The sequence below is a fragment of the Xanthomonas euvesicatoria pv. euvesicatoria genome (assembly GCF_020880415.1).
In the GTDB taxonomy this organism is placed as follows: domain Bacteria; phylum Pseudomonadota; class Gammaproteobacteria; order Xanthomonadales; family Xanthomonadaceae; genus Xanthomonas; species Xanthomonas euvesicatoria.
The window spans coordinates 1-21,416 of the sequence record NZ_JAJIUJ010000035.1; the positions used below are offsets into that span (position 1 = coordinate 1).

General features: G+C 65.0%; 20 protein-coding genes. 6 read left to right on the plus strand and 14 right to left on the minus strand.

Going from position 1 to position 21,416, the window contains the following annotated elements; all coding sequences use genetic code 11:
* The 3 genes from tgt to LN450_RS05215 form a co-directional block, all read right to left on the minus strand.
* A partial coding sequence (tgt, locus tag LN450_RS05205) for a tRNA guanosine(34) transglycosylase Tgt (RefSeq protein WP_228892677.1) occupies positions 1-1,133 on the minus strand: 1,133 nt, incomplete at its 3' end.
* Between the two features lie 81 nt (positions 1,134-1,214).
* A complete protein-coding gene (queA, locus tag LN450_RS05210; protein ID WP_011347824.1) occupies positions 1,215-2,285 on the minus strand; it encodes a tRNA preQ1(34) S-adenosylmethionine ribosyltransferase-isomerase QueA in 1,071 nt (356 codons plus the stop codon).
* 153 nt (positions 2,286-2,438) lie between these two features.
* Positions 2,439-2,870, minus strand: coding sequence for an Lrp/AsnC family transcriptional regulator (locus LN450_RS05215; protein WP_008574410.1), 432 nt, complete (start codon positions 2,868-2,870; stop codon positions 2,439-2,441).
* A 122-nt stretch (positions 2,871-2,992) separates the two neighbouring features.
* On the opposite strand from LN450_RS05215, the gene LN450_RS05220 reads away from it, so the two are divergent.
* The gene (locus tag LN450_RS05220) at positions 2,993-4,489 is read left to right on the plus strand and encodes an aminotransferase class III-fold pyridoxal phosphate-dependent enzyme (protein ID WP_011347825.1); all 1,497 of its coding nucleotides are present in this window, start codon (positions 2,993-2,995) and stop codon (positions 4,487-4,489) included.
* Positions 4,490-4,840: 351 nt separating this feature from the next.
* Here LN450_RS05220 and LN450_RS05225 read toward each other — a convergent pair whose 3' ends face one another.
* From LN450_RS05225 to LN450_RS05240, 4 genes are all read right to left on the minus strand, one after another.
* Positions 4,841-5,548: a glycosyltransferase family 32 protein gene (locus LN450_RS05225; RefSeq protein WP_039418188.1), complete on the minus strand. Its 708-nt coding sequence runs from the start codon at positions 5,546-5,548 to the stop codon at positions 4,841-4,843.
* A gap of 371 nt (positions 5,549-5,919) precedes the next feature.
* Positions 5,920-7,299 (minus strand): purple acid phosphatase family protein, encoded by a 1,380-nt coding sequence (locus tag LN450_RS05230; protein WP_011347827.1) that lies wholly within the window; start codon positions 7,297-7,299, stop codon positions 5,920-5,922.
* Entirely contained in the window at positions 7,296-8,417 is a 1,122-nt protein-coding gene (locus LN450_RS05235) for a phytase (RefSeq protein ID WP_011347828.1), read from the minus strand. Before LN450_RS05235 ends, LN450_RS05230 begins: the two co-directional genes overlap by 4 nt.
* Positions 8,414-10,972 (minus strand): TonB-dependent receptor, encoded by a 2,559-nt coding sequence (locus LN450_RS05240; protein ID WP_011347829.1) that lies wholly within the window; start codon positions 10,970-10,972, stop codon positions 8,414-8,416. Before LN450_RS05240 ends, LN450_RS05235 begins: the two co-directional genes overlap by 4 nt.
* A 151-nt stretch (positions 10,973-11,123) precedes the next feature.
* On the opposite strand from LN450_RS05240, the gene upp reads away from it, so the two are divergent.
* Positions 11,124-11,756, plus strand: a complete 633-nt coding sequence (gene upp, locus LN450_RS05245) for a uracil phosphoribosyltransferase (protein WP_011347830.1) — start codon at positions 11,124-11,126, stop codon at positions 11,754-11,756.
* A gap of 149 nt (positions 11,757-11,905) precedes the next feature.
* On the opposite strand, the gene LN450_RS05250 is transcribed toward upp, so the two are convergent.
* The 7 genes from LN450_RS05250 to rsmD form a co-directional block, all read right to left on the minus strand.
* Positions 11,906-13,666: a glycoside hydrolase family 9 protein gene (locus LN450_RS05250; protein ID WP_011347831.1), complete on the minus strand. Its 1,761-nt coding sequence runs from the start codon at positions 13,664-13,666 to the stop codon at positions 11,906-11,908.
* 288 nt (positions 13,667-13,954) lie between these two features.
* Positions 13,955-15,733, minus strand: a complete 1,779-nt coding sequence (gene ggt, locus LN450_RS05255; RefSeq protein WP_011347833.1) for a gamma-glutamyltransferase — start codon at positions 15,731-15,733, stop codon at positions 13,955-13,957.
* Positions 15,730-16,014: a YfhL family 4Fe-4S dicluster ferredoxin gene (locus tag LN450_RS05260; RefSeq protein ID WP_014090436.1), complete on the minus strand. Its 285-nt coding sequence runs from the start codon at positions 16,012-16,014 to the stop codon at positions 15,730-15,732. The genes ggt and LN450_RS05260 overlap by 4 nt, the downstream gene beginning before the upstream one ends.
* Positions 16,005-16,187 carry a hypothetical protein gene (locus LN450_RS05265; RefSeq protein ID WP_029819671.1) on the minus strand — a complete coding sequence of 61 codons (183 nt, stop codon included), beginning with the start codon at positions 16,185-16,187 and terminating at the stop codon, positions 16,005-16,007. Before LN450_RS05265 ends, LN450_RS05260 begins: the two co-directional genes overlap by 10 nt.
* 58 nt (positions 16,188-16,245) lie before the next feature.
* Entirely contained in the window at positions 16,246-16,743 is a 498-nt protein-coding gene (locus LN450_RS05270) for a hypothetical protein (protein ID WP_011347835.1), read from the minus strand.
* Positions 16,744-16,789: 46 nt separating this feature from the next.
* Positions 16,790-17,296 carry a pantetheine-phosphate adenylyltransferase gene (coaD, locus tag LN450_RS05275; protein WP_008574388.1) on the minus strand — a complete coding sequence of 169 codons (507 nt, stop codon included), beginning with the start codon at positions 17,294-17,296 and terminating at the stop codon, positions 16,790-16,792.
* Positions 17,293-17,982, minus strand: a complete 690-nt coding sequence (gene rsmD / locus LN450_RS05280; RefSeq protein WP_170808564.1) for a 16S rRNA (guanine(966)-N(2))-methyltransferase RsmD — start codon at positions 17,980-17,982, stop codon at positions 17,293-17,295. The genes coaD and rsmD overlap by 4 nt, the downstream gene beginning before the upstream one ends.
* Positions 17,983-18,154: 172 nt before the next feature.
* On the opposite strand from rsmD, the gene htpG reads away from it, so the two are divergent.
* The 4 genes from htpG to LN450_RS23395 all read left to right on the plus strand — a co-directional run bounded on the left by htpG (position 18,155) and on the right by LN450_RS23395 (position 21,115).
* A complete protein-coding gene (gene htpG / locus LN450_RS05285) occupies positions 18,155-20,059 on the plus strand; it encodes a molecular chaperone HtpG (protein WP_011347837.1) in 1,905 nt (634 codons plus the stop codon).
* 205 nt (positions 20,060-20,264) lie between these two features.
* On the plus strand, positions 20,265-20,522 hold the full coding sequence (locus tag LN450_RS23385) for a transposase (protein WP_476480933.1): 258 nt from the start codon (positions 20,265-20,267) through the stop codon (positions 20,520-20,522).
* 150 nt (positions 20,523-20,672) lie between these two features.
* Positions 20,673-20,864 carry a hypothetical protein gene (locus LN450_RS23390; RefSeq protein WP_476480931.1) on the plus strand — a complete coding sequence of 64 codons (192 nt, stop codon included), beginning with the start codon at positions 20,673-20,675 and terminating at the stop codon, positions 20,862-20,864.
* Positions 20,865-20,866: 2 nt separating this feature from the next.
* On the plus strand, positions 20,867-21,115 hold the full coding sequence (locus LN450_RS23395; RefSeq protein ID WP_476480932.1) for a transposase: 249 nt from the start codon (positions 20,867-20,869) through the stop codon (positions 21,113-21,115).
* Positions 21,116-21,416: the final 301 nt, after the last annotated feature.

Below are 21,416 nucleotides of genomic sequence, written 5' to 3' on the forward strand. Positions count from 1 at the left end.
CCCGGCAACGGCGGCGTGGTGGCGCCGCGTGCCGCATAGAAGGACCGCCGGAACTCCACAAAGGTTCCCGAAGCGATCGCCGCACGCATGTCGGCCATCAGTTTTTCGTAGTAGCAGAGGTTGTGCAGGGTGCCCAGCATCGGCGCCAGCATTTCGTTGCAGCGGTCCAGATGGCGCAGGTAGGCGCGCGTATAGCCGCTGCTGCAGGCATGGCAGCCGCAGCCCGGCTCGATGGTGTCCAGGTCGCGTTCGTACTTTGCGTTGCGGATGCGCACGGTGCCGAACGAGGTGAAATAGTGGCCGTTGCGCGCATTGCGGGTGGGCATGACGCAATCGAACATGTCCACCCCGCGTGCCACGCCTTCGACCAGGTCTTCCGGGCGGCCCACGCCCATCAGGTAACGCGGGCGCTCGGCCGGCAGGCGCGGATGCAGGTGTTCGAGCATGGCGTTGCGCTCGTGCTCGGGCTCGCCCACTGCCAGCCCGCCGATCGCATACCCGTCGAAACCGATGCCTTGCAGGCCATCCAGCGAGCGGCTGCGTAGGTCCGGATGCACCCCACCCTGCACGATGCCGAACAGCGCCGCATCGTTGCCCAGCCCGTCGTGCGCGTCGCGCGAGCGCTGCGCCCAGCGCAGGCTCAGCTCCATCGAGCGGCGCGCGACGTCCTCGGTGGCCGGGTACGGCGTGCACTCGTCGAAGATCATCACGATGTCCGAATCGAGCACCTTTTGAATTTTCATGCTCTCTTCGGGGCCCAGGAACACCCGCGCGCCATCGGTCGGCGAGGAAAAGGTCACGCCCTGCTCGGTGATCTTGCGGCGATGCGCCAGCGAAAACACCTGGAACCCGCCGGAGTCGGTGAGGATGGGCCCATCCCAGCGCGCAAATCCGTGCAGCCCGCCGTGATCGCCGATGACCTCCAGGCCCGGGCGCAGATACAGGTGGAAGGTGTTGCCCAGGATGATCTCCGCACCCAGCGCGCGGATCTGCTCGGGCAGGATGCCCTTGACCGAGCCATAGGTGCCGACCGGCATGAACGCAGGGGTTTCGACCGTGCCACGCGGAAAGGTCAGGCGCCCACGTCGGGCATGCCCGTCGGTGGCTTGGAGCTGGAACTGGAGTCGGGACATTGAGGGGCCGGGAATGGGGAGTCGGGAATCGGGAATGGGAAGAGCGATTGGCAGGTGGCTGATCGTTCGGCGGGTCCCGCCTTACGATTCCCCATTCCCGACTCCCGATTCCCCGCCCCACAACAACATCGCATCGCCGTACGAAAAGAAGCGATAGCGCTGCGCGATGGCGTGGTGGTAGGCGGCGAAGATGCGCTCGCGGCCGGCGAAGGCGCAGACCATCATCATCAAGGTGCTTTCGGGCAGATGGAAGTTGGTGACCATCGCGTCGACGCTGCGGATGCGGTAGCCGGGCAGGATGAAGATCTGGGTTTCGCCGGCAAATGGCTGCAATTCGCCTTCGGGCGCGGCCTCGGTCTTGCGCCAGGCGCTTTCCAGCGAGCGCACCACTGTCGTGCCCACCGCGATCACGCGGCCGCCGCGGGCGCGGGTGCGGCGTACCTGTTCGACCAGCGTGGCACCGACGTTGAGCCACTCCTTGTGCATCACGTGCTGGTCGAGCTTGTCCACCCGCACCGGCTGGAAGGTGCCGGCGCCCACATGCAAGGTGACGTGGCCGAACTCCACCCCGCGCTCGCGCAGGCGCGCCAGCAGCGGCTCGTCGAAGTGCAGCCCGGCGGTGGGCGCGGCGACCGCGCCGACTTCGCGCGCGAACACGGTCTGATAGCGCTCGCGGTCTTCGACACCCGGCTCGCGGCGGATATAGGGCGGCAGCGGCAGGCGGCCAGCCTCGAGCAGCCAGTGCTCCAGCGGGGTCGGGATCTGGAAACGCAGCAGATAGAACTCGCCATCGCGGCCCAGCACCTCGGCCTGGCCGCCGGCATCGAGCGCGATCACGCTGCCGGCCTTGGGCGACTTGCTGGCGCCGATCTGTACGCGCGCCTCGCGCTCGCCAAGCAGGCGCTCGATCAGGATCTCCACTCGCCCGCCGCTGGCCTTCTGCCCGAACAAGCGCGCCGGAATGACCCGGGTGTCGTTGAAGATCAGCAGATCGCCGGGCTGCAGCAGCTCGGGCAGATCGCGCACCTGGCGGTCGCCGAAGGCCGCTGGCGCCGGCGGCACCACCAGCAGGCGGCTGGCGGCACGTTCGGCCAGCGGCGCCTGGGCGATCAGTTCTTCGGGCAGCTCGTAATGGAAATCGGACTTCTTCAAGGCCGCAGGATCGTTGGCGGAGTAGCCGCATAGTGTAACTGCGGCCGGGAATTGAGAATTGGGAATGGGGAATCGGACGGGCGGCAGCGCTTCATCGTCGCCTTTCCGCCCCCGATTCGCTGCTCTTACGATTCCCGATTCCCGATTCCCGATTCACCGCTCGAACTTGGTCGACAGGATGATCGCGCTGGTCGTGCGCTCCACGCCGTCGATGGCGCCGATGGCGTCGGTGAGCACGTCCATCTCGTTGACGCCGCCGACCACGCCCAGGGCGACCAGGTCGTAGGCACCGCTGACCGAGTGCAGCAGGCGCACTTCCGGGATATCGCGCAGCGCCTTCACCACGGCCGGCATCTTCTTGGGCAGCACGGTGATCAGGATGTGCGCACGGATGCGGCCCTGCTCGTAGTCGTCATGCGTGCGCACGGTGTAGCCGCTGATCACGCCGTCGCGTTCGAGCTTTTCGATGCGGCTCTGCACGGTCGTGCGCGAGAGCCCGAGTCGCCGCGCGATCTGGGCGGTGGAGGCGCGCGCGTCCTCGCGCAGCAGCGACAACAGGCGTTCGTCGGAGGGGGTGATCTTCACTATTGTGCATTCGTTTCGGCGAATCGCCGAAAATATCGTACTTCCTGCCCAGATTCACGCTGCCAAACGCCGATCTTCTGCCGATAATAGAAAGGGAACGCCACCTTTGAAGGAGATGCGCCATGTCCGTCCTTGCCCCGCTCGCCCCGCTGCGTGCCCATGCCGGCCGCCGCCTGACCGAAGGCCTGGACGACGCGACCATCGCGCGCCTGGCCGTCAGCCACCCTGACCTGCAGCAGGCCATCCATGCAGCAGCAGCCGAATATGCGCTGGTGCGCGATGACGCCGCCGACCTGCTGGACCTGGACGAAGAGGCTCAGATCGGCGCAGTGCAGGAAGGTTTCATCAACTTCTATGCCGACGATGCAGTGACCCCCTACGTGGCGCTGGCGGCGCGCGGGCCGTGGGTGGTCACGCTCAAGGGCGCGGTGCTCTACGACGCCGGCGGCTACGGCATGCTCGGCTTCGGCCATACGCCGGCGGCCGTGCTCGAGGCCATGGCGCGCCCGCAGGTGATGGCCAACGTGATGACGCCCAGCCTGGCGCAACGCCGGCTCGATCGCGCCCTGCGTGCCGAGATCGGCCACAGCCGCGGCGGTTGCCCGTTCGCACGCTTCATGTGTCTCAATTCCGGCTCCGAAGCGGTGGGCCTGGCCGCCCGCATCGTCGATACCAACGCCAAGCTGCACACCGACCCCGGCGCGCGGCACGCCGGTGCCACCATCAAGCGCCTGGTGGTCAAGGGCAGCTTCCATGGCCGTACCGATCGCCCGGGCCTGTATTCGGACTCCAGCCGCAAGACCTACGCCAAATACCTGGCCAGCTATCGCGACGAGGATTCGGTCATCGCAATCGCCCCGTACGACGTGGCCGCGTTGCAACGCGCTTTCGATGAGGCCGCGCGCAATCACTGGTTTATCGAAGCGGTGTTCCTGGAGCCGGTGATGGGCGAAGGCGACCCGGGGCGTGCGTTGCCGGCCGAGTTCTACGCCGCCGCGCGCGCGCTGACCCGTACCCATGGCAGCCTGTTGCTGGTCGATTCCATCCAGGCCGGGCTGCGCGCGCATGGCGTGCTGTCGGTGGTGGACTACCCGGGATTCGAGCAGCTCGACCCGCCGGACCTGGAAACCTATTCCAAGGCGCTCAATGCGGCGCAGTACCCGCTGTCGGTACTGGCGGTGACCGAGCACGCCGCGCAGGTGTATCGCAAGGGCACCTACGGCAACACCATGACCACCAACCCGCGCGCGCTCGATGTGGCCTGCGCCACCCTGGCGTTGTTCACCCCGCAGGTGCGGGACAACATCCGCATCCGCGGTGCGCAGGCGATTGCCAAGCTGGAGGCGCTGCAGGCCGAACTCGGCGGCTTGATCACCAAGGTGCAAGGCACCGGCCTGTTGTTCTCCTGCGAACTGGCACCGCAATTCAAGTGCTACGGCGCCGGTTCCACCGAGGAGTGGTTGCGCCACCGCGGCGTCAACGTGATCCACGGCGGCGAGAATTCGCTGCGTTTCACCCCGCACTTTGCGATGGATGAAGACGAACTCGATCTGCTGGTCGGCCTGATCGCACGTGCGCTCAAGGAAGGCCCGCGTCAGGTGCAGGCCGCAGCGGCCTGATTTGCTCCACGCGGCACGCCGGCGCGCATGTCGTCGGCGTGCGGCAGATGGCTGACAGGTCTTCCACCAGCTCTCTGCGCGGCGCCCTGGAACCGCGATCAGCGCCGGCGACAGTGGCGCAAGTCTTCGGTTGCGTCCAGCCGATCCAGGGTGGGTCATCAGCCATTGTCCCGACTGCGTTGCCTGGTCTGAATTTGCGCAATACCTGCAACACACGATGCGAAGCCACGAGAACATGCAAGCTTGCGCTTGCATAAATCGCCTGCAGCATGCAGGGCGATGACCTCACCCAGATTCGACCTGAGCGGCCCTGCCCCAGGTCGATTGCCGTATCACCGTGCACGCTGCCACTCAGATCGGCACCGCATTCAACTTGCGGCGCAGGTAGTTGGTGAGCGCACGCCGCGGCGACTTGCCGCGCCACGATGCCCAGCACAGGTGCGAGCCGATCGCGATCTTGCCGCCACGATGGCCAAGCCCGAACCAGGTGCGGTCCGGATGGAAGGCATCGCGTGGCGGGAACAGGATGTCGGCGAACTGCCCGCCATGCGCGTTGTAGAAACGCGTCAGCCCACGCGGGCCCGAAATCATCGGGATCTCGCGGTGATCCTGGAGCGTTTCCGGGGCATGCGCGGTAAAGACGTGCTCGATGAACGCGCGCCAGAACGGATGCCCGGGCTCGGAGCCAAACACGGCATTGCCGATCTTGAAGTCTTCCCGGCCCGGCGCACCTTCCTCGACGGGCAACACACAATGCTGCGACAGCACCTGCGCATCGAGCGGTCGTAGCAGTTTGTAGTCGGTGTCGAAGTAGAAGCCGCCATGTGCGTGCATGTACGCGCACCGGGCGATGTCGGCTTTCATCACGCCGAAGCGGATCTGCTCGTAGCGCTGGGCAAACTCGGGGAACGCACGCCGCATCAGTTCTGCGTTATCGGCATCGTCCCAGACGTAACAGGTCCATCCAGGCAACAGGCGCTGCAGGCGATCGCAGATCCTGCGCTCTTCCCACAGCAGCTGCTTGGTGGGTGCGGTTAGGTGAATCAATTGGGGAATCATGGGGGGCGACTCGGGCGGTGGGGGAACCGAGCCGCCACCGCAGTGCCGCATCGATTCGGCTACCTGGTCGCTGGCCCGGCCGTACCAACCGTAGTCGCACTATCGACGTGACATAAATCGCAGTACATGATGATCAACTGCAAGCTCATAGAAACAATCTATGCAGATGCGAAGTTTTGAAACAACGCATAAATACAGTCGAAATCCGGATTAAACCGCGTGCTGCCCTGTCATATTCAAGGCGGCGGTCGGGCACCTCGAAGAAGCTGGCAGCGGACACGCAACCACGTGCAGCTTGCAGACCGTCTGCGCACTGCTGCCCAGCCGCCAGTAGCACGGTAATGCTTGGGCAGGCTGTTGCCTGCCCTCGCTCATTCCCAGCATCGATCCGCACGCCCCTTGAGCGTTGCACTGCGCGGGCAATTGCGTGGCGCGATGCGTCCCGCCTCGCGTTCGATCAAGCGTTTGCTGCCGTCGCTGTCGCGTTGCAGTTCGAACGCGTCGTAGAGACGCCCGGTGGCCGTGCGCGATTCGTACACCAGATGCTGGCTGTCCAGACGCAGCACCTGATAGAGCTGGGTGTCTTCGCCCACCGGGCGCATGGTGGTGCGCGCCATGTCCGACAGGCGGTACTGCTTGGGCCCGGCGACCGAGACCACGAAGACCGGCGTCGCCTGCCCGGCCGCATCGCCGCGTCGGCCGTAGGTGTGGTCGTGGCCCTGCAACACCAGATCCACCTTGTGGCGTCGGATCACCGGCAGCACCTGTGCGACCAACTTTTCGTTTTCGCGATCGGCACGCGGCGAGAAGAATGGCTGGTGGATCAGCACGATCGACCAGGGATGCGGGTTGTCGGCCAGCACCTTGTCCAGCCACTGCGCCTGCGCGGGGCCGGTCCCCAGGTCCAGCGCCGAGGTGCCGTCGAGCACGGCAACGCGCACGCCCTGGTAGTCGAACCAGTAGCTGGTGCGCGCGGTGGCCGAAGGCCCGTTGCGCGGTAACGCAAAGGTCACCGGCCAATGACTGCCGAGCACGCGGGTTGCCTGCGGCGTGTCTTCGCCCTCTTCGTGATATTCGTGATTGCCCGGCGCCGGCGCCACTGCAGTGCCTTCCAGCAGCCAGCGCCCGGCCTCGAACCACTCGGCCCATTCGTTGTCGTCCTGGCCGTCCTTGCCGCTGACCAGGTCGCCGGCGAACAAGGCCAGCCGGGCGTCCGGCGCCGAGCGCCAGGCCTGACGGATCACCCGCGAGACCAGACTGAGATTCTTGTTCTGGGTATCGCCGAAATACAGCAAGGTCAGCGGCGTGGTGGCTGTGGCAGCCGTGCGGAAGTGATTCCACGCGCCCCAGGTCCCCTGCCCCTGCAAGCGGTACGCGTACATCGTGTCCGGCTGCAGCCCGTCGACATCGGCGCGATGGTGATGCGAACTGCCGTTTTCGCTGGCAAGCGTCAGCGTGCTGGCCCGAATGCGTCGTGGCGTGCCTACATCCGGCGAATCGCCGGCGACCACCAGTTCCAGCCACGGTCTGTCGACGCTGGCGTCGGTGCGCCAGGCCACGGCAAAGCCTGTGGCCGCGTCCTGCGCCGGCGTGGCGACGATGCGGTCCGGGAAGCCATCGGCAACATAATGCGTCGAACCCGCCGGCACCTGCGTATTGGGTTCGGCAGCCCGGTCGGCGGCCGAGGCGGGAACGCTCATGGTTGCGATCGCCGCAAGCAACGCAGAGACCGATCTGCGCGCGGCCATCATGGCGTGCACTCTTTCAGGCGCAATGTCCGCGCGATATCGCGCCAATCGAACGCGGCCACTGCCTGGTCGTCATGCAACGCATAGAACACGCCACCTGGAAAGCGCGCATCGCTGCGTTGATCCAGCCACACGCCATCGGTGTTGGCGGTCACACGGCCGGCAAAGGCGCCGACATGCGCCAGCGTCTTGCGATCGAAGACCTGGAACACGCTGCGGTCCTTGAACTGATCGGTGGCGATCCAGTAGCCGCTCCCGTCGCTGCATGCGAACAAGCTGATGCCCTCGGCCTGCGCCTTGAACAGCCCGGCGCCGACGTTGCGGCCGCGATACCGCCCGTCAATGCCGTAGTCGCGCAACTGCGTGCCCACGGCCACGTCTTCTTCGGCAATCATCAGCCGCGCATTGGCTTCATCGCCGAACACCGATTCGGCAATCCGTACCGCGCCCGCTTCGCTGGTGTCGCCAAAACTCTGCGTCAGTCGTGCCTGCCAGCCCTGCCCTGCAGCATCGAGCTGATAACGCCGAAAGCGCTGGCCAAGCTCGGCCAGCGGCGGCGGCAGATCCTTGTTGGCCGGCGACATGTAGTTGTCGCTGACCACCACCTCGTAGCCGCCCTCGTGCTTGCGCACCCACAGGCCGTAGGGCTCGCGCAATTGGTTCTGGCCAAACGCCGTCACCGGCGTCAGATCGGGCAAGGAGAAGACCTGCACGCGCCGGTTGTCGCGCTCCACCACGAACACCAGGTCATCGACCACCGAAATGCCATTGGGGCGGTCGAGCTTGCCCAGGGCCTTGCCCTTGCCGCCGACCACGCGCAGCCGCTTGCCGCTGTCGCCGTCGAACACCACCAGCGCATGCGTGTCCTTGGCCGTGGCGATCACCCAACGGCGACCATCCGGCGCCATCCAGCTGGCCGGCGAATCCAGGTTGTCCGCTGGCGTCAGCGCGGTAATGAAGGCTTCCGGCACCACTTCGTGCGCTACCTTGGCCTTGCTGAGCAAGGGATCCTTCAGCAGCGCTTCGTCGGCTTCGCGGCCGGCCGGGGCACTGGCGCAACCGACCAATGCGGCGGCAGCGGACAGCAGCGTGATCTGCACGAAGGTGCGTGGTGCGATCACAGCGCCACCTTCAGGCCAAGCGCGTAGGTGCGGCCGTACTCTTCATTTTGCAGGGTGCGCGAGCGGATGCCCTGATACAGCTCCAACGGCTCGTCCAACAGGTTCTGCGCTTCCAGATACAGGCTGACGTGGCTGTTGAATTGATAGTTCATGCTGAAATCCAGCTGCGTGTGTGGGGCAACGTAGATATCGTACGCACGGCTCTGCCCGATGGTGTCCAGATATTGGCTGCGATACACCGCCGCCACGCGCGCACTGAACCCGTATTTTTCGTAGCCCAGGTGGCCGCTGTAGATGCGCTTGGACGAACGCGGCAGGGTGAAGTCGTCGCCGGCACGATTTTCCAGACCCGGATTGAAATCGCTGTCCAGCAGCGTGGCGCTGGCACCAACCAGAAAGCCATTCCAGCCCTCGGGCAGGAAGTCCAGGGTCTGCTGCCAATTGAATTCCGCGCCGCGCACCTTTGCGGTGTCGCCATTGATCGAGCGTGTGACCTGCAGGCCCGGAAATTCCGCATCGTTGGTGTTGATGGTCTGCACGATGTAGTCGTCGATCGACTTGTGGAACACGCCCAGCGAGATCACGCCGGTACTGCCGAGGTATTTTTCGAACGACAGGTCCAGGTTCTGCGAACGGTACGGATCGAGATCGGGGTTGCCCAGACTCACCTCGTTATCGCCACGGTTGATGCTCACGCGTGGCGACACATCGCCGAACGCCGGGCGCGACAAGGTCTTGTTGGCCGCAAAGCGCAGCACCCAGTCGTTGCCACTGTCGTAACGCAGATGCAGGCCGGGCAGCACGTTGGTGTAGCTGCTGGAAGCCTCGCGTGGCGTCACCGTGGCGGTGCGGCCATTGGCTGCCACGTCTACCTGGTTGCCGGTGGCATCGAACTGGGTATTTTCCACGCGCACGCCGGCGATCATGCGCAGTGCGCCGATGTCCCAGGTGCCCATCGCATAGGTGGCGAAGACATCTTCGGTGGCCGTGTAATCGTCCTGCAGCGAGGTCTGCAGATTGCCGCCCACATCCTGCGGGCGTGCACTGTACAGATCGCCGGAGGTGTTCCAGTAACGGCGCATGCCGTCCGAGCCGATGCTCTGGCCCAAGGTGCCGCCACGGTGCTCGGGCGCGGGAGTGGTCCAGTCGCTCAGGTCGATGGCCGGCCCACGACGCAGCTCGTTTTCGTCCACGTTCACCCCGCGCTCGCGCCAGCGGCCCAGCACGCCCATCTTCAGGCTGGAATGCTCGCCGTCAAAGCGCACATTGATCTGCGCGCTGCGCTCGCTGTCGTCCACCTGCGTGGGCGCAATCACGAAGCGATCGAACACGAAATCATCGTTGCTCTGCCAGCCGTTGTCGGAGAAGCCCAGCTTCGGAATGCCACTGCGCTGATCCACCGTGGCCGCCAGATCGTCGCCGTCGTAATTGAAGCGCGCTTCCTTTTCATCGTTCACGCGCTCGCGGGTCTTGGTGTAGCCCAGCTTGTAATCCACGGTGGCGGCGCTCAGGCGGTTTTCGCCACCCACGCTCAACGCCATGGTGTCTTCCTTCTTGGTGCGGTAGCGCACGCGCTTGGAAATGCTGTCGGCCGGCAGGTCGTCCACGCGATAGGTGCCGTCGCCATTGGCACTGACCTCGCCATCGCTCAACCCGAAGATGGTGCGCTGACGCGTTTCGGCATCGTCGAAACGGCTGTAGAGCGTGCGCAGGTAGTAGCGGTTATCCGCGTCCGGGCGCCAGTCCAGATTGAGGTTCGCGCCCATGCGGGTGCGTTCGATGAAGTATTTGCGGCGTTGCACTTCGCCGGCGAACAGATCGTCGTCCGCGCCACCGTCAAAGGTGTCGTAGGCCACTTCGGTATTGTCCGATTCGAACTCGCGGTCCTGATAGTTCACGCCCACGGCCACCCCGAAGGTGCCATTGAAGATGTCGCTGTAGTTGAAGGCGCCCTTCGGGCTGGTCTTGCCCGACAGCGACTGGTGGCTGGCTTCGATGGAGCCGCGCAAGGTGCGTCCGTCGCGATCGAAGGCGGAGGTGGATTCCACCTGGATCGCGCCGCCGATGGAATCGCCCGGCATGTCCGGGGTCGGCGACTTGACCACCTTCAGGCGCTCGGTGGAATCGGAAGGAATCACGTCCAGCGGTGCCGAACGCGTGCCGTCTTCCGGCGTGCCCATGGTCATGCCGTCGATAGTGACGCTGTTGAGCGACGAATCCAGTCCGCGGATGACCACAAAGCGGCCTTCGCCCTGGTCGCGCGTCACGCTGACGCCGGGCAGGCGCTGCAAGGATTCTGCAACATTCTTGTCCGGGTAACGTCCCATCGCATCGGAGGCGACGGCGTCCTGGATGGCATCGGAGGCGCGTTTGAGATCGACTGCGCGCTCCTGCGCTTCCAGCTGCGGGCGCACCTCCAGCCGCTCCAGGTCGATTGCCGCAGCGCTGGCAGCGCCGCCCGTGGCCGCACCCTGGGCCGCGTGCGCCAGCGGACTCCACGTGGCCGCAGCCAACGTCAGCGTGATCGCCAGGCAGAGCGGAGTCTTGTTCAACACGGGTGCTTCCCCAATCGGTTAAGAATGGGTGGGCACACTATGTCTACGACGTTTCACTGACATGACATATGCATCAGCGATCACACCCGAAGTGTGGCGACACACCGCGCGGCTGCGGCACACTGTGCCCCTCTCCCGCCTGCCGCTGCCCATGAAAATCGTCGAAGTCCGCCACCCCCTCGTCCAGCACAAGATCGGCCTGCTGCGCGATGCCGCGTTGAGCACCAAGGGCTTCCGCGAACTGGTCACCGAACTGGGCACGCTGCTGGCCTACGAGGCCACCGCCAATCTGGACACCGAATCGCACACCCAGCCGGGCTGGGCCGGCCCGGTGACGGTGCAGCGCATTGCCGGCGCAAAGATCACCTTGGTACCGATCCTGCGCGCCGGTCTGGGCATGCTGCCCGGCGTACTGGCACTGATTCCTGCCGCACGCGTGAGCGTGGTCGGTCTGCAGCGCGATGAAGAGACCCTGCAACCGGTGCCCTATTTCGAACGCCTCACTGGCCGCCTGGAAGAACGCGACGCCCTGATCCTGGACCCGATGCTGGCCACCGGCGGCACCCTGATGGCCACCATCGACATGCTCAAGCGCGCCGGCGCACGGCGCATCAAAGGCATCTTTCTGGTCGCCGCGCCGGAAGGCCTGAAGGCGCTCGAAGCGGTGCACCCGGATGTCGAGGTCTATACCGCGGCCATCGACGACCACCTCAACGACAAGGGCTACATCCTGCCCGGCCTGGGCGATGCAGGCGACCGGATTTTTGGGACGCGGCTGGAGTGAGTTTAAGCCCCTCTCCCCCCGGGAGAGGGGTTGGATGAGGGTACGGTGTATCAGTATTCCTGCCGACGCCGTACCCTCATCCGGCGCTGCGCGCCACCTTCTCCCGACGGGAAAAGGAACAGCCGCGGCATCGGCTTGATAGCGACGCTTTAGCGCGTCGACGCCTCGATCGCCGCGCTCACATACACCAGCGGCGCATTCCAGTTGATCGCCACCTCGTTGGTGGAGTAGCTGCAGAAGTTGTCCAGGTACGACAACGCCGGCCGTTTGGAGGGGTACGGCACCTTGCACTCCTTGGCATCCTGCTGCCCCGGCTGCGGGCCGCCGACCAGCCAACCCGGCACCGGCGCTTCGATCCCATCGGCCTCGGAGGGGCGGTGATGGATATGCATCGGGGTGCGTTTGCCTATCCCGGTCACGAACGACAGTCCCAGCGGATTGCGGCCCAGGATGTAGTCCAGCTGCGATTGCGCCGCATCCAGAAATTGCCGCTGCTGCGTCAACCGGTAGCCCTGCAGCAGCATCATCGCGCGGTTGAGCACCCCTGCATTGCTGCCCCACACGAAATCGCTGTCGTTCATCGCCAGCCGCCATGCCGATGATTGCCAGGTGTCGGCCAGCTGTTGTGCCAGTCCGGTGATCTCCCGTGCGATCCGCGCGCGATCGGCATGCGGCGTGAGTCGGTCGCGATGCGCGGCCAACGACATCCAGGCCAGCCCACCGACATTGCCCCACGACGGCACGGTGGCCGGCACGTTGCGCGCGATCATCGCGTCGTAGAACCCATCCTCGCCGGTGGCGATGTACAACTCGGCCGCCGCCCAGGCGAATTCGTCATCCAGGTGTGCATCGTCGTAACCGCCGGTGCGTACGTCGCTGGGCTGTTGGTAGATCACGTCCGGATGCTGCTTCGCCCACGCCCACGCAGCCCGCGAGGCTTTCAACATGCGCGCCGACAGCCCCGGATACTGCTTTTCAAATGGCGCATATACGCGACTGGCGACGGCCATCACCGCAGCGAAGTCCAAGGTCGCGGCATTGGTCTTCATCACCACGTAGCGTTGCTGCGTGGCCTGATCCGGCATCACCAAGCCATCGAACTGCTTGTCGGTGAGCTTGTGGTACACGCCGCCATCGGCCGGGTCCTGCATGGCGAGCATCCAGTCCAGATTCCACCAGGCCTCCTGCAGGATGCCGGGCACGCCGGGCGCATCGTCGGGGATGGTCAGCGGCTTGGACCTGAAGAACGCCGGATACTGCTCGTAGGCCGCCAGCAAGGTGTAGGTGCTGATGCCGGAATTGACGATGTACTTGTTGTAGTCGCCCGCGTCGTACCAGCCCTTGGGCGCGCTGATCACGCTATCGGTCGGACGCGTTGCAGACGCTGCGGACGGATGGATGCGCACCTGCGTATCCGGGTGCCCGGCCGCGCGCGCATAGCGCCCGGCGTAGCGTGCCGGCAGCGCGGTGCTGGCACGGTTGAAGTAGAACGCCTTCAACGCTGCATCGACCAGGGGCTGATAGGCATGCGCGTTGATGGCGAAGGTCTCCGATGCCGGCAGCCCGTCGACCTTCAACCGATAGGTTCCGACCGCACGCAGCCCGGAAAAATCCGCCACCCGCGCCTGCTGTCCGGCCGGCGACCACATCGCGGCCGGCTGCAGGGTTCCCTGCAACACGCTGCGTCCCTGTGCATCTTCGACGGTGAAGCGGTCCGAACGCTGCGCGGTGCCCTGCGGCGGCAGCCCGACGATCGCCATTTTTGCCGAGCCCGGCAGATAGCCCAGCTGGTTGACGTGGATGGCGTCGCTGGCCGCCACGGCCTCCTGCCTGCCGGTTGTCTCTGCAGCGCAGGCGAGCACGGGCGAAACGATCATCAGGCTGGTGAGCAGAGTTTTGAAGATAGTCATGCCACGATGGTCGCCGCATTATCTTGCAGCGACAAGTCCAATGCCGGCATAGCCGATGCGTCAATCCGCATCGCTGCAGCAATGCGCCCCTTGCGCGGATCGCCTCGCACGCAGCCATGCCGCGCTCATCATCACTGCATGTCAGCAATCAAGCGCATGCTGGGCGGCAGCAAACGCGCCAGCCCAGGCAACCACGGTCGCATTGCATCGATGGCGCTTGATCGAAACAACGAACAACGCCCGGCCGCCTTGCCGGCTACCGGGCGTCGACGCAATCGGGTTCACGCCTCAGCGTGCCGTCGCGTCCAATTGCACTTGCGCCTTGCCCACCGGGTTACGCGGGTCGCTACCGCCGCTGAGCACGTTGCGGCGCTTGTCCCACTCCACCGTTTGCAGGTTGCCCCACACATGGCTGGAGCCACGGCCGCCTTCGGCGGTGTCGCCTGGCAATTTCAGTGCATGCCCCATCGCTTGCAGGCCCTTGGCGGTCTGCGCCGAAAACGCGTTGGTCTCGGCGTCGATCACGTCCGGCAACCACTGGTGGTGATAGCGCGGCAGCGCACTGACCGCCTGCGCATCCAGGCCGGCGTCGTAGCCCAGGATCCCCAGCAGCACCATGGTGATGATGCGGCTGCCGCCCGGGGTGCCGAGCACGATCGCCTTGTCGGCCGATTCCATGAAGGTGGGCGTCATCGAACTGAGCATGCGCTTGCCCGGCTTGGGCGCGTTGGCGGCGTAGCCCATCACGCCGAACGCATTCGGAGTGCCCGGCTTGAGCGCGAAGTCGTCCATCTCGTTGTTGAGCAGCACGCCGGTGCCCTTGGGAATCAGGCCCGAGCCGTACAGCAGGTTCACCGTCTGGGTGGCACCGACGCGGTTGCCTTCGCCATCGATGATGGAAAAGTGCGTGGTCTCGTCGTCTTCCAGCGGCGTGGGGTTGCCCGACAGCAGATCGCTGGGCGTGGCCTTGTCCGGGTTGATGGTGGCACGCAGGCCTTGCGCGTAGTCCTTGCTGGTGAGCACGCGCTGCGGCACGTCCACAAAGTCCGGGTCGCCCAGGAAGAAGGTGCGATCGCGGTAGGCGCGGCGCATCGACTCCACCACCAGATGGGTGCGATGCACCTCATCGAGCGTGTTCAAGTCCCAGCCCTCCAGGATCTGCAGCATCGCCGCCAGCGCAATACCACCGGACGACGGCGGCGGCGCAGTGGTGATCTTCCAGCCGCGGTAGTCGAACTGGATCGGTGCGCGCTCCTTGACCCGGTACCCGGCCAGCTCGGCCGCGCTCCACTGGCCGCCGGCCTGCTTCACGCCGGCCAGCAACTTCTTGGCGGTCTCGCCCTTGTAAAACCCGTCGAAGCCCTTGTCGCCGAGCAGCTGCAGCGTCTGCGCCAGCTCCGGCTGCTTGAAGGTGTCGCCTTCGGCAATGGGTTTGCCGCCGCGCAGATACACCTCGCGCGTACCGGGGTAACGCTCCATCACCTCGCGCCGCGAGGCATAGCCCTTGGCCATGCGCGCGTAGACGGGAAAACCCTCCGTCGCGATGCGGATCGAGGGTGCCAGCGACTGCTTCAGCGGCAGCCGGCCGTGTTTGGCAGCCAGCTCCACCAGCGCTGCGGGCAAGCCCGGGATGCCCGCCGACCACGGGCCATTGACCGAGCGGTCGCGGTCCAGCTCGCCTTTCTTGTCGAGAAACTGCGCTTCGGTGGCCGACGCGGGCGCGGTTTCGCGCGCGTCCAGCATCACGTCCTTGCCGGTCTTGGCGTCGTGCAACAGGAAGAAACCGCCGCCGCCCAGCCCTGAGCTGATCGGCTCGACCACCGCCAGCGTGGACGACACCGCCACCGCGGCATCGAACGCATTCCCGCCCTCGCGCAGGATCTGCAGGCCGGCATCGGTGGCCAGCGCATGGCCGCTGGCGATCGCCGCGCCGGGTGGATGCGCGGCGACCGCTGCGGTGGTGGCCGTCGCCGGCTTGGCGGCATCGGCGCACCAGGCCGCTGGCGCCAGCACAAAGGCCAGCAGCAACACGCCGCGCGAAGAAAAACGACGGGAAAAAGTGCTCACGGGGCGGGGGGCTCCTGTTCGTACAGTTCGGGGTGATCGCGCTGCAACTGCATCAGCTTGGCCAGCAACTGGTCATGGGTTTCCGGAATGGCCGGATCCGGATCGATGCATTCGACCGGGCACACCACCACGCACTGCGCTTCGTCGAAATGGCCCACGCACTCGGTGCAACGTGCCGGATCGATGACGTAGATGGTTTCGCCCATCGAGATGGCGTGATTCGGGCACGCAGGCTCGCAGACGTCGCAGTTGACGCAGAGCTCGTTGATTTTCAGAGACATATCGGCACTACGATGCGACGCGACGCGGCGCGCTGCAACCGCAGGCGCTGGAACGCAATGTGCTGCTGCAGCCGGGCGCCCATGGCGCGCAGCGGCAGGTAGATAGCGCCCTGGGCGCTGTCGGACACCGGCCTGGTGCGGCCGGCTCCGGTGGAGTGCGAACTCGGCAGCATGGTGCATTCCCAGGCTGCGGCCGGATGCGCCCTTCCGCGCATCCGGCCTGCTACGGCATTACTTGGCTTCAACGAAGATGTATTCCGCGCCCTTGGGCTGGACGATGGTCTGCACGCGCGCGTTGTCGGCAGCATTCCCGATGAACAGCACGCGCACACCCTTCATCGAGTCCGGTGCCACGTCCTTGAACGCCGCATCGATCAGGTCGGCCATCTTGCTGGACGCCGACGAACCGAAGGCCAGCATGTTGCCCGGCTGCACGCCACGCGCGAGCGCGGTCTTGACGCTTTCCAGCTGACGCTCGTAGCTGCCGGCAAATTCGGCGTCCGACTCCGGCGGCAAGTAGTACAGGAACGGGCTGTTGGTGGTGGTGCCCAGGTTCTGGCCGACCACTTCCTGCAGGTACTTCTTCCAGCCGGCGTTGTCGTCCTTGGCCGGTGCGGTCAACGGGGCCGGTGCGGCGGCAGCGATCGGTGCCGGCTCTTCCTTCTTGCAGGCGGTGACCGCCAGAGCGGCGATCGAAGCGAGCGCCAGAGCGCGCATGGTGTGTTTCATGAAACTCCTCCCTTTGAAATGCATGTGGTGATGTAACTGCAGATGATCAGGCCTGCGCGCGGGACTGGCGCACCTGCCGCAAGGCCTCGACAACCGATGCCGGCACGAAGCCGGACACATCCCCGCCCAGCCGCGCGATTTCGCGCACCAGCGAGGACGAGATGAAGCTGTATTGCTCGGCCGGGGTAAGAAACAGCGTTTCCACCTCCGGGATCAGATGGCGGTTCATGCTGGCCATCTGGAATTCGTATTCGAAGTCGGACACTGCCCGCAGGCCGCGCAGCAGCACGCCGGCGCCCATCTCGCGCACGAAATGCGCCAGCAGGGTATCGAAGCCGCGCACTTCCACATTGGTATGCGCCGCCAGCGCTTCCTGGGCCAGCGCCACGCGGCGCTCCAGCGACAATGCCGGGCCCTTGGAGGGGCTATACGCCACACCCACCACCACGCGCTCGAACAACGGCGCGGCGCGATTCACCAGGTCGATATGCCCATTGGTGATCGGGTCGAAGGTACCGGGATAGACGGCGGTGCGGCTATTGGCAACGCTCATACGGAGACTACCGGGGTCGGATCGCTCTTCAGTGTAGCAGCGGCCCGGCGGTACAGCGCATAGCGCACCTCACGGGTGGCGCCCTCGCGGTGCAGATGCCAGCCGGCCGGCAGCAGCGGCGGCGCATCGGCGGGCGCTTCAAGGTACAGCCAGGCGTCGGCCGCCACATGCGCCGGCAGGTGCTCCAGCACTGCCGGCCACAGCCCGGCCGCGAACGGCGGGTCGACGAAGACGATATCAGCCAGCGCTGCGGGCGCACGCTCCAGCCAGCGCACCGCATCTTCCTGCAGCACCTGCACCTGCGTGGCGGCATCCAGCCGGGTCACGTGCTCGCGCAGCCGCTGCACCAGGCCGGGGTCGCGTTCGATCAGGGTGGCATGCGCAGCGCCGCGCGACACCGCCTCCAGGCCCAGCGCGCCGGAGCCGGCGAACAGATCCAGCACGCGCGCGCCGGGCAGGCGCGGCATCAGCCAGTTGAACAGCGTTTCGCGCACGCGGTCGCTGCTGGGGCGCAGGCCGGGCAAGCTGGGCACCGCCAGCCGCGTATTGCGCCAGCGCCCGCCAACAATACGCACCTGGCCTTCCGCGCCACACGAGGCCGGGCGCTGCGGGCGGCTCATCGCCCCGCACCTGGCGAGGGCGGGCGGGTGCAGCACGGCAGTAGCGCAGTTGGCGACATGGCTCAAGGCAGGACGAATGGCCGGCCATGATACCGCCGCCATCGCCGCAGCCGCCCTGCCCCGCGCCAGCCGCCGCGCGGCACATTCGCGCAGGCCCGCCTTGAAAAATCGGCAGAAGGCCGCATCCCCCAGGCCATCGGCCGCGTTGCGGCCTGGACCACCACGGAGCACGACCCCAATGACCGTTGAAACCGACAAGCAGACGCTCGGCTTCCAGACCGAGGTCAAGCAGCTGCTGCAGCTGATGATCCATTCGTTGTACTCGAACAAGGAAATCTTCCTGCGCGAGCTGGTCTCCAATGCCGCCGATGCCGCCGACAAGCTGCGCTTCGAAGCCTTGGTCAAGCCCGAGCTGCTGGAAGGCAGCGGCGAGCTGCGCATCCGCGTCGACTACGACAAGGACGCGCGCACTGTCACCATCGACGACAACGGCATCGGCATGAGCCGCGAGGAGGCGGTCTCGCACTTGGGCACGATCGCCAAGTCCGGCACTGCCGATTTCCTCAAGCACCTCAGTGGCGACCAGAAGAAGGATGCCAACCTGATCGGCCAGTTCGGCGTGGGCTTCTATAGCGCCTTCATCGTCGCCGACCAGGTGGACGTGTATTCGCGCCGCGCCGGCCTGCCGGCCAGCGAAGGCGTGCACTGGTCCTCGCGTGGCGAAGGCGAATTCGAGATCGCCAGCGTCGACAAGCCCGAGCGCGGCACCCGCATCGTGCTGCACCTGAAGGAAGGCGAAGAATCGTTCGCCGATGGCTGGACGCTGCGCGGCATCCTCAAGAAATACTCCGACCACATCGGCCTGCCGATCGAGATGCGCAAGGAGCATTACGGCGAAGCCGCCGACAAGCCGGCAGAGCCCGAATGGGAAGCGGTCAACCGCGCCAGCGCGCTGTGGACGCGCCCCAAGTCCGAGATCAAGGACGAGGAGTATCAGGAGTTCTACAAGCACATCGCCCACGACGCGGGCAACCCGCTGGCCTGGAGCCATAACAAGGTCGAAGGCAAGCTGGAATACACCTCGCTGCTGTTCGTGCCCGGCCGTGCCCCGTTCGACCTCTACCACCGCGACTCGGCCAAGGGCCTGAAGCTGTATGTGCAGCGCGTTTTCATCATGGACCAGGCCGAGCAGTTCCTGCCGCTGTACCTGCGTTTCATCAAGGGCGTGGTGGATTCGTCGGACCTCTCGCTCAATGTCTCGCGCGAAATCCTGCAATCCGGCCCGGTGGTCGATTCGATGAAGTCGGCGCTGACCAAGCGCTCGCTGGACATGCTGGAAAAGCTGGCCAAGGACAAGCCGGACGACTACGCCACGTTCTGGCGCAACTTCGGCCAGGCATTGAAGGAAGGTCCGGCCGAGGATTACGCAAACCGCGAAAAGATCGCCGGCCTGCTGCGCTTCTCGTCCACGCACGACACCACCGGCGCACAAAGCGTTGGCCTGGCCGATTACGTGAGTCGTTTGGCTGAAGGCCAGGACAAGCTGTACTACCTCACCGGCGAAAGCTACGCGCAAATCAAGGACAGCCCGCATTTGGAGGTGTTCCGCAAGAAGGGCATCGAAGTGCTGCTGCTCACCGACCGCATCGACGAATGGCTGATGAGCTATCTCACCGAATTCGACGGCAAGTCGTTCGTGGACGTGGCGCGCGGCGACCTGGACCTGGGCAAGTTGGATTCGGAAGAAGACAAGAAGGCGCAGGAAGACCTCGCAAAATCCAAGGAAGGCCTGGCATCGCGCATCAAGGCCGCCCTCGGCGACGATGTGGCCGAAGTACGCGTCTCGCATCGCCTGACCGATTCCCCGGCGATCTTGGCCATCGGCCAGGGCGACCTGGGCCTGCAGATGCGCCAGCTGCTGGAAGCCAGCGGCCAGGCGGTGCCGGAAAGCAAGCCGGTATTCGAATTCAACCCAACCCACCCGCTGATCGAAAAGCTGGATGCGGAGCAGGATATGGATCGCTTCGGCGACCTGAGCCGTGTGTTGTTCGATCAGGCGGCGCTGGCGGCGGGTGATAGCCTGAAGGATCCTGCGGCCTATGTGCGGCGGTTGAATAAGTTGTTGTTGGAGTTGTCGGTGTAAGTCACACCAAACTTGAACCTCAAAGACCGGCGTAATTGCCGGTCTTTTTTTTGACGGTACTTGCTTCAAGAAGGCCTGACTATCTCTTGGATATTGCCACAGTGGACCAACGACCCGGGCGGACGATCTCGGTGCAACTGATCTCGGCGATGCGGAGTACGACAGCAACCGCAAGCGGACGTGGCGCGAAGTGTTCTTGGTCGAGATGGATCGTTTAGTGCCGTGCAAAAACCTGTTGGCGCTAATCGAGCCGCATTATCCAAGGTCGGGGCAGCCGGGCGACAACCACATCAGCTGGAGACAATGCTGCGCATTCACTGTCTTGCAGCAATGGTACGCATCGAACGATCCATCGACGGAAGAAGCCCTGTACGACGCGGTGTCGGTGCGCTGTTCTGTAGAGATCGTGGGCTGGATGAGGTGCCGGCCGAGACGACGATTCTCAACTTTCGCCACCTGCTGAAGCGCACGATTTGGCGCGTGAGCTGTTCAACCGCGTCAACGCGCATCTGGCACGCAAGGGTCAGTGCTTGCGCGGCGGGGCGATCGTGGACGCCACGTCCATAGTTGCGCCCAGCTCGACAAGAGCAAGGATTGCCAAGGCGATCCGGACATGTACCAGACCAAGAAGAGCCACCACTATTACTTCAGGATGAAGGCGCACATCGGGGTGGACGATGACCCTGAGGATGGTGCACCACGTCGGATACACGGCAGCCAACGTCGCCGATATCACGCAGCGCACAAGCTGCTGCACGGCAGGGAGGACACGCTGTGCGGGAACAGCGGCTACAACGGGCTTTAGACGTGCGAGCAGATGAAGCGCAGGCTGCGCTACCTGATCGCGGAGAAACCCACGAAGCTGAAGCAGATCACGAACAAGCGCAAACTGAAGTGACCAAGCGCTGGGAGCACACCAAAGCCAACCTGCATGCGAAGGTGGAACACCCGTTTCGGGTGATCAAGCGTCAGTTTGGCCACGTCAAAGTGCGCAATCGCGGTCTGGCGAAGAACATTACACAGCTGCTGACGCTGTTTGAACTATCGAATCCGTGATTGAAGCCAAAAGAATTAACGCTTGCCGTTGCCAAGGGCGTGCCTGCCATCCAGGCAACACGGGTGAAATACACCTGATACGAAGAAAAAAAAAGTCCTTGAGTGTCCTCAGCATAGAAGATGTGGATTGTTCAATACGCTGGCTGCGTTGAGCAGACGTGCCCACTGACGTTATTAAAGCGAGCGCGCTTTTCACTAGAGCGTGTTATGCACTTTGAGGTGAGTACGAGGCGTCCTGTGGCGCGTCGAGACAAGGCGTGCGCTGCGGCCAAGGCTGGCCGCCTGGGCAAGGCGCGCAACG

What these genes read in the sequence shown, in the direction of transcription:
- LN450_RS05220 (WP_011347825.1), top strand. Translation starts at nt 2,993, where the DNA reads ATGTCCGTCCTTGCCCCGCTCGCCCCGCTGCGTGCCCATGCCGGCCGC.
- LN450_RS05225 (WP_039418188.1), bottom strand. Translation starts at nt 5,548, where the DNA reads ATGATTCCCCAATTGATTCACCTAACCGCACCCACCAAGCAGCTGCTG.
- LN450_RS05230 (WP_011347827.1), bottom strand. Translation starts at nt 7,299, where the DNA reads ATGATGGCCGCGCGCAGATCGGTCTCTGCGTTGCTTGCGGCGATCGCA.
- upp (WP_011347830.1), top strand. Translation starts at nt 11,124, where the DNA reads ATGAAAATCGTCGAAGTCCGCCACCCCCTCGTCCAGCACAAGATCGGC.
- LN450_RS05250 (WP_011347831.1), bottom strand. Translation starts at nt 13,666, where the DNA reads ATGACTATCTTCAAAACTCTGCTCACCAGCCTGATGATCGTTTCGCCC.
- LN450_RS05260 (WP_014090436.1), bottom strand. Translation starts at nt 16,014, where the DNA reads ATGTCTCTGAAAATCAACGAGCTCTGCGTCAACTGCGACGTCTGCGAG.
- LN450_RS05265 (WP_029819671.1), bottom strand. Translation starts at nt 16,187, where the DNA reads ATGCTGCCGAGTTCGCACTCCACCGGAGCCGGCCGCACCAGGCCGGTG.
- LN450_RS05270 (WP_011347835.1), bottom strand. Translation starts at nt 16,743, where the DNA reads ATGAAACACACCATGCGCGCTCTGGCGCTCGCTTCGATCGCCGCTCTG.
- coaD (WP_008574388.1), bottom strand. Translation starts at nt 17,296, where the DNA reads ATGAGCGTTGCCAATAGCCGCACCGCCGTCTATCCCGGTACCTTCGAC.
- htpG (WP_011347837.1), top strand. Translation starts at nt 18,155, where the DNA reads ATGACCGTTGAAACCGACAAGCAGACGCTCGGCTTCCAGACCGAGGTC.
- LN450_RS23385 (WP_476480933.1), top strand. Translation starts at nt 20,265, where the DNA reads ATGGATCGTTTAGTGCCGTGCAAAAACCTGTTGGCGCTAATCGAGCCG.
- LN450_RS23390 (WP_476480931.1), top strand. Translation starts at nt 20,673, where the DNA reads ATGTACCAGACCAAGAAGAGCCACCACTATTACTTCAGGATGAAGGCG.